The organism is Enterocloster alcoholdehydrogenati, from assembly GCF_013282095.1.
Classification (GTDB): domain Bacteria; phylum Bacillota; class Clostridia; order Lachnospirales; family Lachnospiraceae; genus Enterocloster; species Enterocloster alcoholdehydrogenati.
Map to the genome: position 1 here is coordinate 117,674 of NZ_BLTJ01000006.1, position 15,340 is coordinate 133,013.

General features: G+C 36.0%; 12 protein-coding genes. 10 read left to right on the forward strand and 2 right to left on the reverse strand.

All coding sequences use genetic code 11. The features are described from left to right. The first annotated feature begins 149 nt into the window (after positions 1-149). The 5 genes from HW447_RS08535 to HW447_RS08555 are packed head-to-tail and all read left to right on the forward strand — an operon-like array spanning position 150 to position 6,069. Positions 150-1,553 carry an exopolysaccharide biosynthesis polyprenyl glycosylphosphotransferase gene (locus HW447_RS08535; protein WP_176254893.1) on the forward strand — a complete coding sequence of 468 codons (1,404 nt, stop codon included), beginning with the start codon at positions 150-152 and terminating at the stop codon, positions 1,551-1,553. Positions 1,554-1,579: 26 nt separating this feature from the next. Beyond that, the gene (locus HW447_RS08540) at positions 1,580-2,857 is read left to right on the forward strand and encodes a glycosyltransferase family 4 protein (RefSeq protein WP_176254894.1); all 1,278 of its coding nucleotides are present in this window, start codon (positions 1,580-1,582) and stop codon (positions 2,855-2,857) included. Beyond that, positions 2,829-4,052: a glycosyltransferase family 4 protein gene (locus HW447_RS08545; RefSeq protein ID WP_176254895.1), complete on the forward strand. Its 1,224-nt coding sequence runs from the start codon at positions 2,829-2,831 to the stop codon at positions 4,050-4,052. Before HW447_RS08540 ends, HW447_RS08545 begins: the two co-directional genes overlap by 29 nt. Then, positions 4,049-4,825 (forward strand): ABC transporter permease, encoded by a 777-nt coding sequence (locus HW447_RS08550; protein WP_176254896.1) that lies wholly within the window; start codon positions 4,049-4,051, stop codon positions 4,823-4,825. The genes HW447_RS08545 and HW447_RS08550 overlap by 4 nt, the downstream gene beginning before the upstream one ends. Next, complete coding sequence (locus HW447_RS08555) at positions 4,825-6,069, forward strand: ABC transporter ATP-binding protein (RefSeq protein ID WP_176254897.1); 1,245 nt, start codon at positions 4,825-4,827, stop codon at positions 6,067-6,069. The genes HW447_RS08550 and HW447_RS08555 overlap by 1 nt, the downstream gene beginning before the upstream one ends. Positions 6,070-6,675: 606 nt before the next feature. Here HW447_RS08555 and HW447_RS17990 read toward each other — a convergent pair. Then, entirely contained in the window at positions 6,676-6,909 is a 234-nt protein-coding gene (locus tag HW447_RS17990; protein ID WP_243176251.1) for a hypothetical protein, read from the reverse strand. 168 nt (positions 6,910-7,077) lie between these two features. Next, complete coding sequence (locus HW447_RS18385; protein WP_308464084.1) at positions 7,078-7,533, reverse strand: helix-turn-helix domain-containing protein; 456 nt, start codon at positions 7,531-7,533, stop codon at positions 7,078-7,080. Between the two features lie 331 nt (positions 7,534-7,864). Between HW447_RS18385 and HW447_RS08565 the strand changes: the two genes are divergently transcribed. From HW447_RS08565 to gmd, 5 genes are all read left to right on the forward strand, one after another. After that, complete coding sequence (locus HW447_RS08565; protein WP_176254898.1) at positions 7,865-10,201, forward strand: glycosyltransferase; 2,337 nt, start codon at positions 7,865-7,867, stop codon at positions 10,199-10,201. A 54-nt stretch (positions 10,202-10,255) separates the two neighbouring features. Continuing rightward, on the forward strand, positions 10,256-12,070 hold the full coding sequence (locus tag HW447_RS08570; RefSeq protein ID WP_176254899.1) for a hypothetical protein: 1,815 nt from the start codon (positions 10,256-10,258) through the stop codon (positions 12,068-12,070). A 47-nt stretch (positions 12,071-12,117) separates the two neighbouring features. Then, the gene (locus HW447_RS08575; protein ID WP_176254900.1) at positions 12,118-12,822 is read left to right on the forward strand and encodes an acylneuraminate cytidylyltransferase family protein; all 705 of its coding nucleotides are present in this window, start codon (positions 12,118-12,120) and stop codon (positions 12,820-12,822) included. 396 nt (positions 12,823-13,218) lie between these two features. Beyond that, on the forward strand, positions 13,219-14,289 hold the full coding sequence (locus HW447_RS08580; protein ID WP_176254901.1) for a mannose-1-phosphate guanylyltransferase: 1,071 nt from the start codon (positions 13,219-13,221) through the stop codon (positions 14,287-14,289). 11 nt (positions 14,290-14,300) lie between these two features. Continuing rightward, on the forward strand, positions 14,301-15,335 hold the full coding sequence (gmd, locus tag HW447_RS08585; RefSeq protein WP_176254902.1) for a GDP-mannose 4,6-dehydratase: 1,035 nt from the start codon (positions 14,301-14,303) through the stop codon (positions 15,333-15,335). Positions 15,336-15,340 lie beyond the last annotated feature (5 nt).

Here is a 15,340-nt window from a genome sequence, read left to right on the forward strand (position 1 = left end):
GGTTCCTTTGACTTATGAGGAATAATATACCAAAATTAATAAATAATTAAATAAAAACCAATTTTTATTGACATTGTAAAGTTGCGCTTGAAAGAGTTAAATGCTATACTGTATTGAGGTTTATCATGTATAGAAATAGGGAGGATTCTATGAAACAGAGGGAACAGTTTAAACGTATAATTAAATTTATGTCCTCTCTTACGGTTATTGCATTGCAGATGTCTTTGTACTGGATTGTCTGGCTATATCATTATAACAGCAATATTGAACTCCCCTTCTTTAGAAAAGGCAATTGGCTTATGGTAGCTTTATATGGGGTTCTTCTGTTTTTCTTTGTTCACATTTATGGCGGACTGAAAGTTGGATATCTGAGAAAGGGAGAGATTATTTATTCGCAGATATTGGCTCTTTTTTGTGTAAATGCCGTGACATATATTCAGATCTGTCTGTTGGATCGCCATTTTGTAAATGCTGTTCCTTTGGTCGTCATGATGATATTACAGATAGTGGTTATTGTTCTGTGGGCCAGCTTGTTCCAGCGGTTCTATTCAAAAATGTTTCCGCCGAGAAAAATGCTACTGATTTATGGTGAACGTTCGGCTTTTGGACTGATGAATAAAATCAGTACAAGAGATGACAAATATAATATATGTGAAACGGTGAATGTAAAGCGTGGTATGGAATATGTGTCGGGCAGGATTAGAGAATACGATTCCGTGATTATTGGTGATATTCCTTGCCAGGCGCGAAACCACATTTTAAAATATTGCTTTGAACATTCCATACGGACTTATATTTTACCGAAAATTTCAGATATCATGCTTCGTGGAGCGGATGACATAAACTTATTTGACAGTCCCCTGCTGCTGGCGCGAAATCAGGGATTTACCTTTGAGCAAAAGGTAATGAAACGAACGATGGATCTTATACTGTCACTGATAGGTATTATAATTTCATCTCCGCTAATGCTATTGACTGCTTTTGCAATTCTAATTCAGGATGGCGCTCCAGTGATTCATAAGCAGACCCGGCTTACTATGGGAGGAAAGGAATTTTGTGTTTATAAGTTCAGAAGTATGATTAAGGATGCTGAGAAGGATGGTATTGCTAGGCTTTCAGCAGAAAAAGATGTACGGGTTACGCCAGTAGGCAGGGTAATACGCCGAGTACGTCTGGATGAATTACCGCAGTTGTTCAATATTTTGAAGGGTGATATGTCTTTGGTGGGTCCCAGACCAGAACGTCCCCAGATCGCTGCGGAATATAGGGAATATATGCCGGAGTTTGATTACCGTTTGAAAGTAAAAGGTGGTCTTACGGGTTTCGCACAGATATATGGTAAATATAACACAACACCATATGATAAGCTGAAGCTAGATCTGATGTATATTGAAAATTATTCTTTTCGTCTGGATCTAAAACTTATTTTCATGACGGTGAAAATACTTTTTATGAAGGATAGCACAGAAGGTGTGGCAGAAGGACAAACAACGGCAACATTGGTGGATGAAGGGTATACCAGAGAACGGTCAGATGGGTATGGCCGATATTAGGCATTAGGAAAGAATAGGAAAATAAAATGAGCCTGTTAAAAATAGTAGTAAATACAACGGACCACTTAAAACCGGTTCTTCTAAAAATATTTCCCCACGAGTTGCTACGCATCATGAAGGGGAGAGTGATAAAAAAAAGTCATCAAAAACTTTTGAAGGTAACATTGAAGCCTTTTGACAGAAAACGTTTTCAAGACGGCGTCAATCTCATTGGCAATATAAAGGCAGATACAGGACTGGGACAGAGTTGCCGACTGGTAGCTGCGGAACTAGATAAGAGTAGCATCCCATATTCCGTGTACCAGTATGAGCAGTTAGGAATTATGTCCAGTACAGATATGCAGTTTGCTGGAAAAATCAGTTGTGAGCTTCCGTATAATATAAATCTGATTCATATTAATCCTCATGAACTGGGGCTTGCGTTTCAGCAGTTGGGACATAGTGTGTGGGATGGACACTACAATATCGGTTTTTGGTTGTGGGAATTAGAAGAATTTCCAGAAGAATGGACCCCTTGTTTCAGATGCCTTGATGAAATCTGGACTCCGTCTGAGTTTATCAGCCAGGCAGTCCGTAAAAAAACAAGTCTTCCAGTGAAAACGGTACCATACCATGTAGAAACGAGGATGGATCAGGTTTATGAAAGAACTGAGTTTGGACTTCCAGATGATATGTTTCTCTTTCTCATGATGTATGACAGAACCAGCATGACAGAAAGAAAGAATCCTGAGGCAGTAATACAAGCTTATAAAAAGGCCTTTACCAGACAAGACAAAGCAGGACTGGTGATTAAGATTAACAACTGTACACATGAGGAAATTAATGTTCTTAAAAAAAGTCTGGAGGATTATCCTAATGTATTTTTCATCTCTCAGATCATGGACAGGAGTCATGTAAACAGTCTGATTCGTTGTGTGGATGCAGTGGTATCTTTGCATCGGGCAGAGGGATTTGGATTGGTTCTGGCAGAAGCAATGATGCTGGGAACGCCTACTATTGCAACGAACTGGTCTTCCAACACAGAATTTATGACTTCAGATACTTCCTGCTTGGTAGACTGCCAGCTGGTAGAACTAAAAAAAGATTTGGGACTTTTCAAAAAGGGAAATCGCTGGGCAGAGCCAGATGTGGAGCAAGCAGCAGACTATATGAGGTGCTTGTATCATGATCCTAAATACGCACACGAAATGGCTGAAAGAGCCAAAGCATATATTGAAGAAAGGCTTAGCATGAAGCAGATTGTAGGGATTATAGAGGAAAGAATTGGGGAGATCTATGAAGCAGCAATTAAAGAAGGTAATTAAGAGAATAGTGCCAGAATCAGTATTAGTCTGGTGGCAAACAAGGTCTTCAAGATATTTGGAACAATCTGATATAATTAAATATGATTCTCAATTTTTCAAGAGAGGAATAAATCTTATAGGCCCAATGCAACAAAATTCTGGATTGGGACAAAGTTGTCGGCTGTTGGAACGAGCTATCAATGCTAGTGGTATTATGTATGAAGTGTTTCCGTATTCATCGGAACTAAGTCCTAGAAAATTTAAGCTATTTTCCACCAAATTAGTGTATAGTATTAATATTTTTCACATAAATGCTCATGAGTTCTGCCATGCTTTTTATCAATTGAAAAAAAAATCTTGGGATAGGCATTATAATATTGTGTATTGGTTGTGGGAATTGGAGGATTTTCCAGACAGCTGGGTGCCATATACGAGAATGATTGATGAGATATGGACACCAGCAGAATTTGTCAGCAACAGCATCAGAAAAAAGGTTAAAATTCCAGTAAAGACAGTTCCATATTGGCTACAAGTAAAAATAGACAATCAAATAACTCGTAAATATTTTGGACTGCCGGAAGAAAAGTTCCTTTTTTTTGTAGCATATGATAAAAATAGTGTTGCAGAACGAAAGAATCCTCAGGGATGTATAAATGCATTTAAGATTGCTTTTAGGCCCAATAATAGAGATGTTGGCTTGGTGATAAAGATTAATCATGCAACAGAGACAGATGTAGAACAATTGAAGGAAGAACTGACCGGTTACAATGTGTATTTTATTAAGAAAACATTGTCAAAGCTAGAAATGGATACTATGATTTCACTTATGGATGTATATATATCTTTGCATAGAGCGGAAGGATTTGGTTTAATATTAGCAGAGTCCATGGCTTTGGGAACTCCGGTTGTTGCTACAGATTATTCAGCTAACACAGAATTTATGAATAGTGAAGTTGCCTGTATGATTGATTATCAGAAAGTAATATTAAAAGACGATGTATGGCCATATGAAAGGGGAAATTGCTGGGCAGAGCCAAATGTGGAGCAGGCTGCAGAATATTTGAGAAAATTGTATGAAGATTCTACCTATTACAATGAAATAAAAATAAGGGCTCAGAAATATATAACTGAGTGGTTGGGTGAGAAGAGAATCACAGAAATTATCAAGTCTAGATGTAAAGAGATATTTAACTTAGAGAGAGAGAATGAGAAATGAATACATTAAAAGAGTTGTATGCTTATAGAGAAATGATATTTAGTCTTGTGCGCCGAGATTTAAAGGGACGTTATAAAGGTTCCGTTTTAGGCTTTTTATGGACATTTTTGAGTCCTCTTTTACAATTAGTTGTTTATACATTTGTTTTTTCTACGATTATGAGAGCAGGAGTTGAAGATTATTATTTATTTTTATTTGTCGCGCTTGTTCCATGGACATTTTTCAGTGCGTCCATATCTGGGGGGGCAACTTGTATTACAGGGCAGAAAGATATGGTAAATAAAATATATTTTCCAAGGGAAGTGCTACCAATATCTCATGTAATTAGCCAGTTGATTAATATGTTACTGACATATTTGGTGGTGATAGCAGTGTTAATTGTTTCAGGAAAGGGAATTAATGTTGCTATATGGATATATTTTCCGGTTGTAGTTTTTCAAGAGGTTTTGTTAGCGTTTGGATTAACAATGCTTTGTTCAGCGATTAATGTTTATTTTAGGGATTTACAATATATTTTGAATATCGTTGTTTTAGCATGGCAATTTATGAGTCCGGTAATGTATGCTGCAGATCAAGTTCCTGAAAAATGGAGAACATTATTTTACTTAAATCCGATGACTCCTATTATTGAGGCATACAGGGATATTTTTTATTATAAGCAATCTCCTCAAATGAGTGATTTTATTTTGGGGGCTTTAATGGGATGTATCATGTTATTAGTAGGATGGATTTCTTTTGATAAACTGAAGAAACACTTTGCGGAGGTAATGTAATGCAACAGGAATATGCAATAGAGGTTAAAAATATTACTAAGTCTTTTAAGGTATACTTGGATAGAAGCAATAATTTAAAGGATTTTGCTATTCATAGCAGTAGAAGAAAATTTGAAAACAGGGAGGTATTAAAAGGAATTAGTTTTAAAGTAAAAAAGGGAGAAGCTATTGGATTAGTTGGGAGAAATGGCTGTGGTAAGAGTACAACGCTTAAGCTTTTAACCCGTATAATGTATCCCGATACAGGGGAAATAAAGATTAATGGAAGGGTATCAAGCCTAATCGAATTAGGGGCCGGATTTCATCCTGATATGAGTGGACGCGAAAATATTTATATTAACGCATCAATTTTTGGATTATCCAGAAAAGAAATAGATAAAAGAGTAAAAAAAATAATAGCCTTTTCAGAATTAGAAGATTATATTGATAACCCAGTAAGAACGTATTCTTCTGGAATGTATATGCGATTGGCATTCTCTGTAGCAATTAATGTAGATGCAGACGTTTTATTAATTGATGAAATATTAGCTGTAGGGGATGCCAATTTTCAGTCTAAATGTTTTCAAAAGTTACGCGATATTAAAGAAAGTGGAACGACGATTGTGATTGTTTCACATGCACTTGGTCAAATTGAATCAATCTGTGAAAGATCTATATGGATTGAAGATGGAAAAATCAAGGCAGAAGGTGAACCAAGAAAAGTGCATAGACAATATTTGCAGTATATGGGAATGGAACGTAGGGAAGATAAAGACGAAGAAGAAAACAATAAAAATGTAGACGTTACTATTAATAGAGAAGGTAATCATAAGGTTGTATTTGAAAAGATACAAATATTTGATTCAGATGGAAAAGTGTGTCACCAGTTTGAAAGGGGAGACGATATTATTATTGAAGCGCAGTACCGTGTATTTGAGAAAATACACAATGCGTATTTTGCATTGGATTTAATTAGAGAAGATGATAATATGTACTGTTTTGCTTCTAATACTAATTTTTCTCTAAAGAGAAAAGTAAATCTAATGTCTGATGGAAAATTGCAGATTAGACTCAACAAAGTTCCTCTTGTTCCACAAAGATATTTTATAGATTTAATTTTAAAAGAAGGTAATACAAAACCTATTGATATCGTACGTCACGCAGTCGACTTTGAAATGTTTTCATATGAAAAATGTGGTGGCATCACATATATTGATACAGAATGGGATTGGACAGATAAAGATATTGAAAATTCTTTGAACTAGTAATAAGGGCGTTTCCTGTATAATTTAAAATGTGGACGTTGAAAATTAAAAATACCTCAGAATACAATAAAACTACTGATTGGCAGGTTAGCAAAAATCTTATTGAACAGAGAGGTATCTAGAATGAAGTCTACCACACAGAACAAAAAAATACGTGAATTTCAAAAGTAAATTACGTATGCAAAACAAAAATTCCACATATGCCTTGAAAATATCATATTTCCTATATTTTAAAGATATGAAATCATGAGTTTTTGTGGTAAGATAACTACAAATCATTGAAAATAATCGTTTTTGCGATATGGCAAACAAGTCTCTGAAAGGGGATTTTTGAGACTGACTTTTACAGGCTTCTATGAAAGAATGAAAGTTTGCTGTGTCCTGCGGCGTTTTTCACTGATTGGTTTTATTTCAGCAGCTTCGGTGATAACGTTACTTCGTCAGGGGCAACGTACCGGAGCTGCAGTTTTTTCATTATCTCTTCTCCTGCCGATTCGTCTCAAGGCTTTGCGGATCATCAAATTCACCGCCGCGATCTGTTAAGACGACCAGGAGGAGAAACATAAATTCAATGCTGCGGCCCAAGGCCTTCTGCAGACGTTCAAATTACAGCTTTACAGCGCTTTCTGCACAGAGGTTCACGAGTCTGTCGATCAGAAGCTGTGTTTGAGGGAAATAGAGAGTCAGGATACATTTCGTGGATTCATGTGCAGATTTGACCGTATCCACTTCCCGAAAGTCTAGTTCGTCTGTATGAGCCCCTTTGAAATCAGCAAAGGTGCGCCCGATCAAGACCTCCCGGATCTGGGTCTGATGGGGCTTTCGCTTTTTAAACTTCACTTTCCTTTTCAGGTCGACATTCCGACTTAGGAGAATTCCATTGTCGATGTAGGAATAAAAGGTTAGACACATTGAGTTCGGGATGATTGGTCAGGATCATGTAGGGAGACTCTCCCTGTCCGATCAGAGGAGTGACAATGCGATCAATCAGATGGAGCGCCTTCCTTGTCAGGTTGATTCCTTCTCGGAAGGAAGTACGCAGTCTTCATAGAGTCGCTGTGTAGCTTTTGCGTGGTAGTCATATTTGCTGTGGATGGAGCATTTGTTTCTGGGTTTGTAACAACCGCTGCAGACAAAAGGAGCCCGTTCGATTCGTTGGCAATGTTCCGGTTCAAAACTGCTGCAAACGCGATTACATTTATGACAGGATTTGCATTTGATATCACAGACGAGCAGTTTGCTGCAGGCATTGGTCTTCTTACAATAAAAACGGTGGATACAGAAGTTATAGGAATTATTGAAACTGCCGCGATTCCAGAGTTTTTTAGAGATGGTGGAAGGATCTTTGCAAAGGAATTTTGCGATTTCTCGAAAAGATTTACCGTTATCTAAACTGTGTTCGATATAGAGCCAGTCTTTCAGGGTTAAGTGTTTGTGATGCCCAGGTATCAAATTTGGCATCATGAGCCTCCTTTAGCCGCCGCAAGGAACTAAAAGAAGGATACATGAAAAGACATGAGAATAACAAGAGATAAATGAAAGAGTAAGTTCTACATTTGCGAGACTAAGTTCTACTTGCCAGATGAATAGTAGAATTTAAATAAATAGTTCAGGAATAGATTTCTATGGAGATTTTATGCTGACGAACATAGAAATCTATGGTATTATGAACATGGATGGTACAATGACCAGATTTGCATGATTTGATTGAATGGGTTCAACGAAGTGCAACATTCTCAAGTTCTTGGAGGAGAGGAGAAACTTGAGATTACATGATTTTATATAGGAGATTAAAATGAAAAAAATTGCGTTAGTTAATCATCGATATGGTTTAGAGGTAACAGGCGGGTCTGAATTAGAGTGCCGTTTACTGGCAGAAAAGTTGAAAAAATATTATGAAGTGGAAGTGTTGACAACATGTGCAATTGATGATGGAACATGGAGCAATTTTTATCCAGAAGGCGTGCAGAACGTTGATCAAATTGTTGTCAGGCGTTTTTCGACGTCTCATGATAGAATATGGGAAAACTATGAAGAACGCTTAAATAATATGCTTGCACTAGAGTCTAATTATAAGTTTGAAGATGAAGTGCAGTGGATTATGGATCAGGGGCCATATACACCAGCATTGTTTGAGTATATTCATAGAAATTATCAAAATTATGATGTTATTATTTTTATGACATACTTATACTATACAAGTGCTATATGTATGTTAGGTATTCCTAATGCATTGTTTATCCCTACAGCACATGATGAACGAGCTATTCATTTACCATTTTATAAACGGGTCTTTGATGAGCCAAACGGGTTTTTCTTCAATGCTGAAGAGGAAAGAAAGTTTGTAGAGAGACAGTTCCCAAATGTTAAAAATAAACCAAGCACAACGGGCGTTTTTGGTTTAGACTTGGTGCAGGAGGAAACTTTACCGGACATAAGAGAAAAATTTGGCTTACAAATGCCATATATTATATATGCAGGACGGATCACGCCAGCTAAGGGTTGTGATGAAATAATAAGCAATTTTCTTACATATAAACAAAGAAACAAAAATGACTTAAAGTTAGTATTGATTGGAAAAAAAGATATGGATCTTCCAAATACAGAAGATATTTTGTTTCTGGGATTTGTTTCTGACGAGGAAAAGTTGGCACTAATGCGTGATGCACGTTTATTTGTCATTGGATCACATTTTGAAAGTTTATCTATAGTCGTATTAGAAGCATTATCTGTAAAAACTCCTGTTTTGGTTACAGCTAAATGTGAGGTATTAAAAGGCCATGTATTAAGGAGCAAAGCTGGATTTTATTATAATGATTATAATGATTTTGAAAATGCTATTAATAAAACATATCAAGATAATGCAGAATACTTGACTATGGGAGAAAGGGGAAGAAATTATGTAGAAGATAATTATTCATGGAATAAAATCCTTGAATCAATGAGACGTATTATAGATAATGTTGGTTTTTGCAAAAAAGAACTTTCGGATAAAAAAGAAGAATTACTAGATGTATCCATAATTAATAGGAAGGTATTGCCTGCGTTTCAAAAAAATAATATAGCTATTGTTTTGGCAACAGATAATAATTATGCTGCTATTTTATCGGTTGCACTTCAGTCGATAATTGAAAATTCTGCAGAAAGCAATAACTATGATATACTTATTTTATCAGATCGAATTACCGAAAATAATAAAAAAATGCTTGAGTATATGTTGACGGAAAGAGAAAATTTTTCTCTGCGCTTTATAGAAGTATCTCATATATTAGATAAGTATAGTTTTAAGTTTAATAATGCACAGTTATCGCGTGCAACGTTTATGCGCTTATTGATTCCAAAAGTGTTTTGTGAGTATTCAAGGATATTATATTTGGATTGTGATTTAGTTGTTTTAGAAGATACAGCTGAATTATATAGAGCAGAGTTAGATAATAATATAGTAGGTGCGGTAAGAGATCCCCATATAATTGAAGTCTGGAGATTTAGAGATGAAATAAAAAAACATATTATGGAAGATGTTAAACTTGATACACCAAGTGATTATTTTAACGCAGGAGTAATGCTGGTAGATGTGACAAAATGGAGAGAAATTTATACATCAGAACAATTATTAGAGATAGCAATATCCAAGAAATGGATGTGGGAGGATCAAGATGTTTTAAATTATACATTACGTAATAAGGTGAAATATTTGGATGCAAGCTGGAATGTTTTTTGGGTTCTTTGCCCTAGGGTGCAACAAATAATGGAGACTAATGTGGCATATTTTGCTGCACTTAATACTCCTAAGATTATTCATTTTGCAGCTGGTTCTATGCCCATTAAACGTTTAGGAGAAAGATATTCTTACTACTATTGGAAATATGCTAGAAACACTCCGTTTTATGAACTGTTGATTGAAATAATGAATAAAAAGGAAGTACAGATGCCTAAGGTAGTAGAGGTTAAAGGAAATGTATTAATTAGGAAGATGAGAGGGGTATGCAGGAATATTGGAGAATTTGGTTTTGTGTACACAGCTAGGTTATTTAAAATATATTTGAAATCAATATTTGTTACTAATACGCATAATCGTCATACATATATTCAATCACAAGCTATTGAACTTCAGAAAAAAGGAAATTTATAAGTATAATAGTAAAATAAAAAACTTTTATAAATAGTAAAGATCGTGAGGTGTGAGATGGGGAAGGTATACTTTTTTTGTGATTCACAAAGAAATATATTATCAGCTTATTTTCTGAAAAAAATATATTTTAATTCGGATGAATACGAAACGATATTATTAGTTTCCAACAATTCGAATAATTCGGTTGCTTGTGCACAAAGAATACTAAAAATGGGGGAATGGAAACAGGTAGAGATAATTGAGGAAGCCTTTAAAGACGAAATATATTTAAAAGAAAGAGCAGAATATTATAAGATTAATCATGGAGATATTGTAGGTGTATTTGCATTACAGAATAGATTTGCCAGGGCACTTTATCAGCAAGCTACATTAGTGGATGCATCAGTTATGTTAATTGATGAGGGCGTGATTTTGTTTCACGATTTTATAAATTGGCAGAAAAATCATAGGGATGGAATGTTTGCAGACATTGATGTGGAGAAAAGGTCTATTATAGCATGGTGTTATGATCCACAAATGTATAATTTGCCCGACAATTTTGATGTTAAAAGAATAAAAATCAGAGAGTACTTAGAGGATGTTATATTATGTAAAAAGATGCAGTCGGAAATAAAATATATTTTTAATGTACAAAATGAGAAAGCTGCACAAATTATATACTTTGATCAATATTATGCTTTAAGTGGAAGAACTAGTGCAGAAATTGAACGATATTTTCTCGAAATGATTTCCATAATATGTTCATCATTTGATTTTTTTATTAAGCCTCATCCAATGGAGAGGGGGTTTAATGAAAAATATAAAAATATTAGCGGATCCATTATGCAGTCACAAAATAGTCCTTGGGAGGCAATATATTTTGTAAATTATTATAAGCAAGAAAATAAAAAATTGATCTGCATAGCAGGAGAAAGCACAGCAATATCGTCACCACTACTTATGTTTGGAGATAATAATTATAAACTGATTATTTTGAAAGACATTTATAATAGTTTTATTTTATCCTCAACATTATGGTCTCCAGATAAATATTTCGATACATTACGAAGCTTATATAATGAAAATCTTTATATGCCAAACAGCTTTGGCCAATTGGATTATGTTATAAGAGAAATAATGGAAAGCGGGGATAAGAGAGAAAATGAACTTTTAAATAAAACAGAAATGACTTTGAGTAAATTAAGTAAAGAAGTAATTGGTTATAAGCCAACAGTAATTACCCCACAGCTCCAAGTGTTAGATAATAATATTTTGCTAGAAAGCCTTACTGTTGAATATGTTTTGAAAGATGGAACCTTTGATTTTAGCTATGAAATTCCAGAGAAAACATTTAGAAAAGAAAATAGGTTTAGATGGATACCCCATCAAAAATGTTTTATACGATTTAAAAATTTGAGAATTACTATTGTTGTAAATGGTTTGGAAGAAGAACTGATGATTGAAAACTTTATTCCAGAGCAAACAATAGTATTAACTTCAGATGGGTACGGTGAACTTAGTTCTTGCTATCCATCTTTTATAATAAAATTGGAGGAGCGGAAACCTGAAAAAATAAGAATTAGGGGAACATGGAAATTTGACTTTAATCGTGAACGAGTATTAGGCGCTTTACAATTATGTAATGAACAAAAGGTTTCTTTATTGAAATCTCAATATGAAGATAAAATCAAACAATTAAACATGAATATTGATAATTTGGAAAAAATAATTAAAAAACAGGAAGATACAATTGGAGTACTGAAAGATAATGTGCATAATTTGAAAAAAAATTATGATTTGTGGGAGCGCTTGGACAATAAGTCAGATATTTTAGAGCAAAAGATTGATAATCTGGAAAGTAGAAAAAACTTTATATTTAGGAAGAAGTAGAAGGCGTATTTGGGAATTATTTAATAGTATGTTAGGAGAAAAAGTATATGAGTTTTACGGCGATTATTCCAGTGAGAGAAGGAAGCAGACGTTTAAAAAATAAAAACATTGCACCATTTGCAGGAACAAATTTACTAATTAACAAAATAAACCAACTGAAAGAAGTAAACGAAATAGAACATATTGTAGTTTCTTCAGACTCTGATATGATGCTAAAAATGGCAGAATCTAGAGGTGTATTAACACATAAAAGATCTATAGAGTATTGTGATGAGAAAACTAAAACATTTGGGGAAGTGGTTGCATATATTTGTAATAATGTAAAAGGTGATGATATTCTTTGGGCGACTTGTACAGCGCCGTTAGTATTCCCCAAACATTATCGAGAGGCGATTAAATTATATAAAAAAGCAATTAAAGAGGGGTATGATTCGTTGGTTTCTATGGAAAAATTTAGGCGTTATTTATGGGATGACAATGGGCCTATAAACTACAGGTTGGGAATTGAACATGTTCCTTCTCAAGAACTGTCTCCGCTTTATTATGCAACAGATGGAATACTAATTGCTCCGCGTGAAAAAATGGTAGAGTGGAAATATTTTCATGGAAAACATCCATATCGTTATATATTAGATAAAAGAACCAGTATTGATATAGATGATGGTTTAGATTTGGCGTGTGCGCGGGCATGGTTAGATATGGATGAGTCAGTATCGCAGATAGATCCATATTGTATTGATGCACTACAGTAAATATTAGAAAGCATTCTACAATGCGTTGGTAAATACCAATCAGGGCGAGCAAAAGCGTTAGTTTGGAATAGCCATACTATAAGTGATAAGTAATCGTATATGAGTTTACTAGCCTGGGAAACTGTTTAAACAAAACTTGAAACGGTTTGAGTAGTAAATTCGGTCGTATATTGTATTTGCTAGAGGATTGCTAAATTCTATAATGCGAGTATGATGTTAAAAGAATTCTTAGCTACAGAGCAGTTTCAGAAGTAGCAGGAAAGTTTTAAGCGGTTAGCTCAATATTTTTGCGTAAGAAAATTGAAAGCCATTTACCAGTTGAAAAAGCCTACTAAATCTGCTAGACTAACTATAGTTTTACTATAAAATAGTTACAGTTTCAAAGAGGAGTATACCATGAAAGTTACAGCACTGATCATGGCCGGTGGACGGGGAGAGCGTTTCTGGCCGCGAAGCCGCAAAAGCCTGCCAAAGCAGTTTTTGTCTCTGACAGATGATGGAAAGACGATGATACAGCTGACAATTGAGCGCATTTTACCGTTAGTTCAGTTAGAAGATATTTATATTGCAACCAACAGAGACTATAAAAAACTTGCTCTGGAGCAGCTGCCGGGAATTCCTGAGGAAAACATCCTCTGTGAGCCCATTGGACGTAATACAGCACCTTGTATCGGGCTGGGGGCAGTTCATATGGCCAAGAAGTATGAGGATGCAGTTATGCTTGTTCTTCCATCAGACCATCAGATAAAGTTTACAAAGATGTTTCTGACTACTCTTCGGGATGCCTGTAGCCTGGCCGAGAAAAACAAGAATCTTGTTACTGTCGGTATCACCCCGGATTATCCGGAAACTGGATATGGGTATATTAAGTTTGATTCTCACGAGGTAGAAGGCAGAGCCTTTAGAGTAGATCGATTTGTGGAGAAACCTACGCTGGAGGTTGCAAAGGAATACTTGGCTACGGAGGAGTATCTCTGGAACAGCGGAATGTTTGCCTGGAAGATTTCTTCTATCTTAAAGAATATACAGCAGTTTATGCCCGATACCTATAATCGTCTGCAAAGGATTAGAGATGTTATCGGAACACCTGAGCAGGAGGTAGTGCTTGATAGGGAATTCCATGCTATGGAGTCTCAGTCCATTGATTATGGCATTATGGAGAAGGCAGAGGATATATATATTCTTCCCGGCACCTTTGGCTGGGATGATGTGGGATCCTGGCTGGCAGTGGAGCGAATCAAAAAGACAAATGAGTTTGGAAATGTGGTAAACGGGAACATTATTACAGTAAATACCAGAGACTGCATCATTCAAGGTGGAAAGAAACTGATTGCCACAGTTGGTTTGGAGGATCTGATTGTAGTGGATACGGAAGACGCTACACTGATTTGTGCCAAGGACAGCGCTGGAGATATAAAGAAGGTTTTGGAAAACCTGAAAATATGCAATAGAGATGAATATATTTAAGGAGATAAAAAATGAAAAATACATTGATTACAGGAATTACAGGACAGGACGGTTCTTATCTGGCAGAGCTTCTGCTTGAGAAGGGCTATAATGTTTATGGAATCATGAGAAGAAAGAGCGTTGTGGATTACGGAAATGTGGAGCATATTAAGGATAAAATTCATTTTATCTATGCAGATATGACAGATGTGATTTCTCTGATCAGCGCTATGAGAATTTCACAGGCAGATGAGGTTTACAATCTGGCAGCACAGTCTTTTGTGGCAACCAGTTGGGAGCAGCCGATTGCTACGGCTGACATTGATGCTGCTGGTGTCACAAATATGCTGGAGGCTATTCGAACAGTAAAACCGTCTGCTCATTTTTACCAGGCTTCTACCAGTGAGATGTTCGGGCTGGTTCAGGAGATGCCTCAGACTGAGAAGACACCATTTTATCCCAGAAGTCCCTATGGTGTTGCCAAGCTGTACGGTCACTGGATTACCAAGAATTATCGTGAGAGCTATGGGCTGTATGCCTGCAGTGGTATTTTGTTTAATCATGAGAGTGAGCGTCGGGGCAAGGAGTTTGTTACCAGAAAGATTACAGATGCAGTTGCAAGAATTAAGCAGGGCATTCAGGAATACATGGAACTTGGAAATATGGATTCCAAGCGTGACTGGGGGCATTCTAAGGACTACGTCCGTGCTATGTGGCTTATGCTGCAGCAGGAAACACCAGATGATTATGTGATCGCTACCAATGAGACTAGAACTGTCCGCGAGTTTGTGGAGACTGCATTTGCTCATGTAGGTATCCAGGTAAAGTGGCAAGGGGAAGGCGTAGACGAGGTAGGAATCAACGCTGAAAACGGCCAGGTGATTGTTAAGGTAAATAAGAAATTCTTCCGTCCGGCAGAGGTTGATGTATTGCTGGGAAATCCTGCTAAGGCAGAGGAAAAGCTTGGATGGACAAGAGAAATCCCATTTGCAGAACTGGTAACAAGAATGGTAGATAATGATATGTCTCTGGTTGCAGAGGAAATTAAGATTGCCAATTTAAAATAAATATT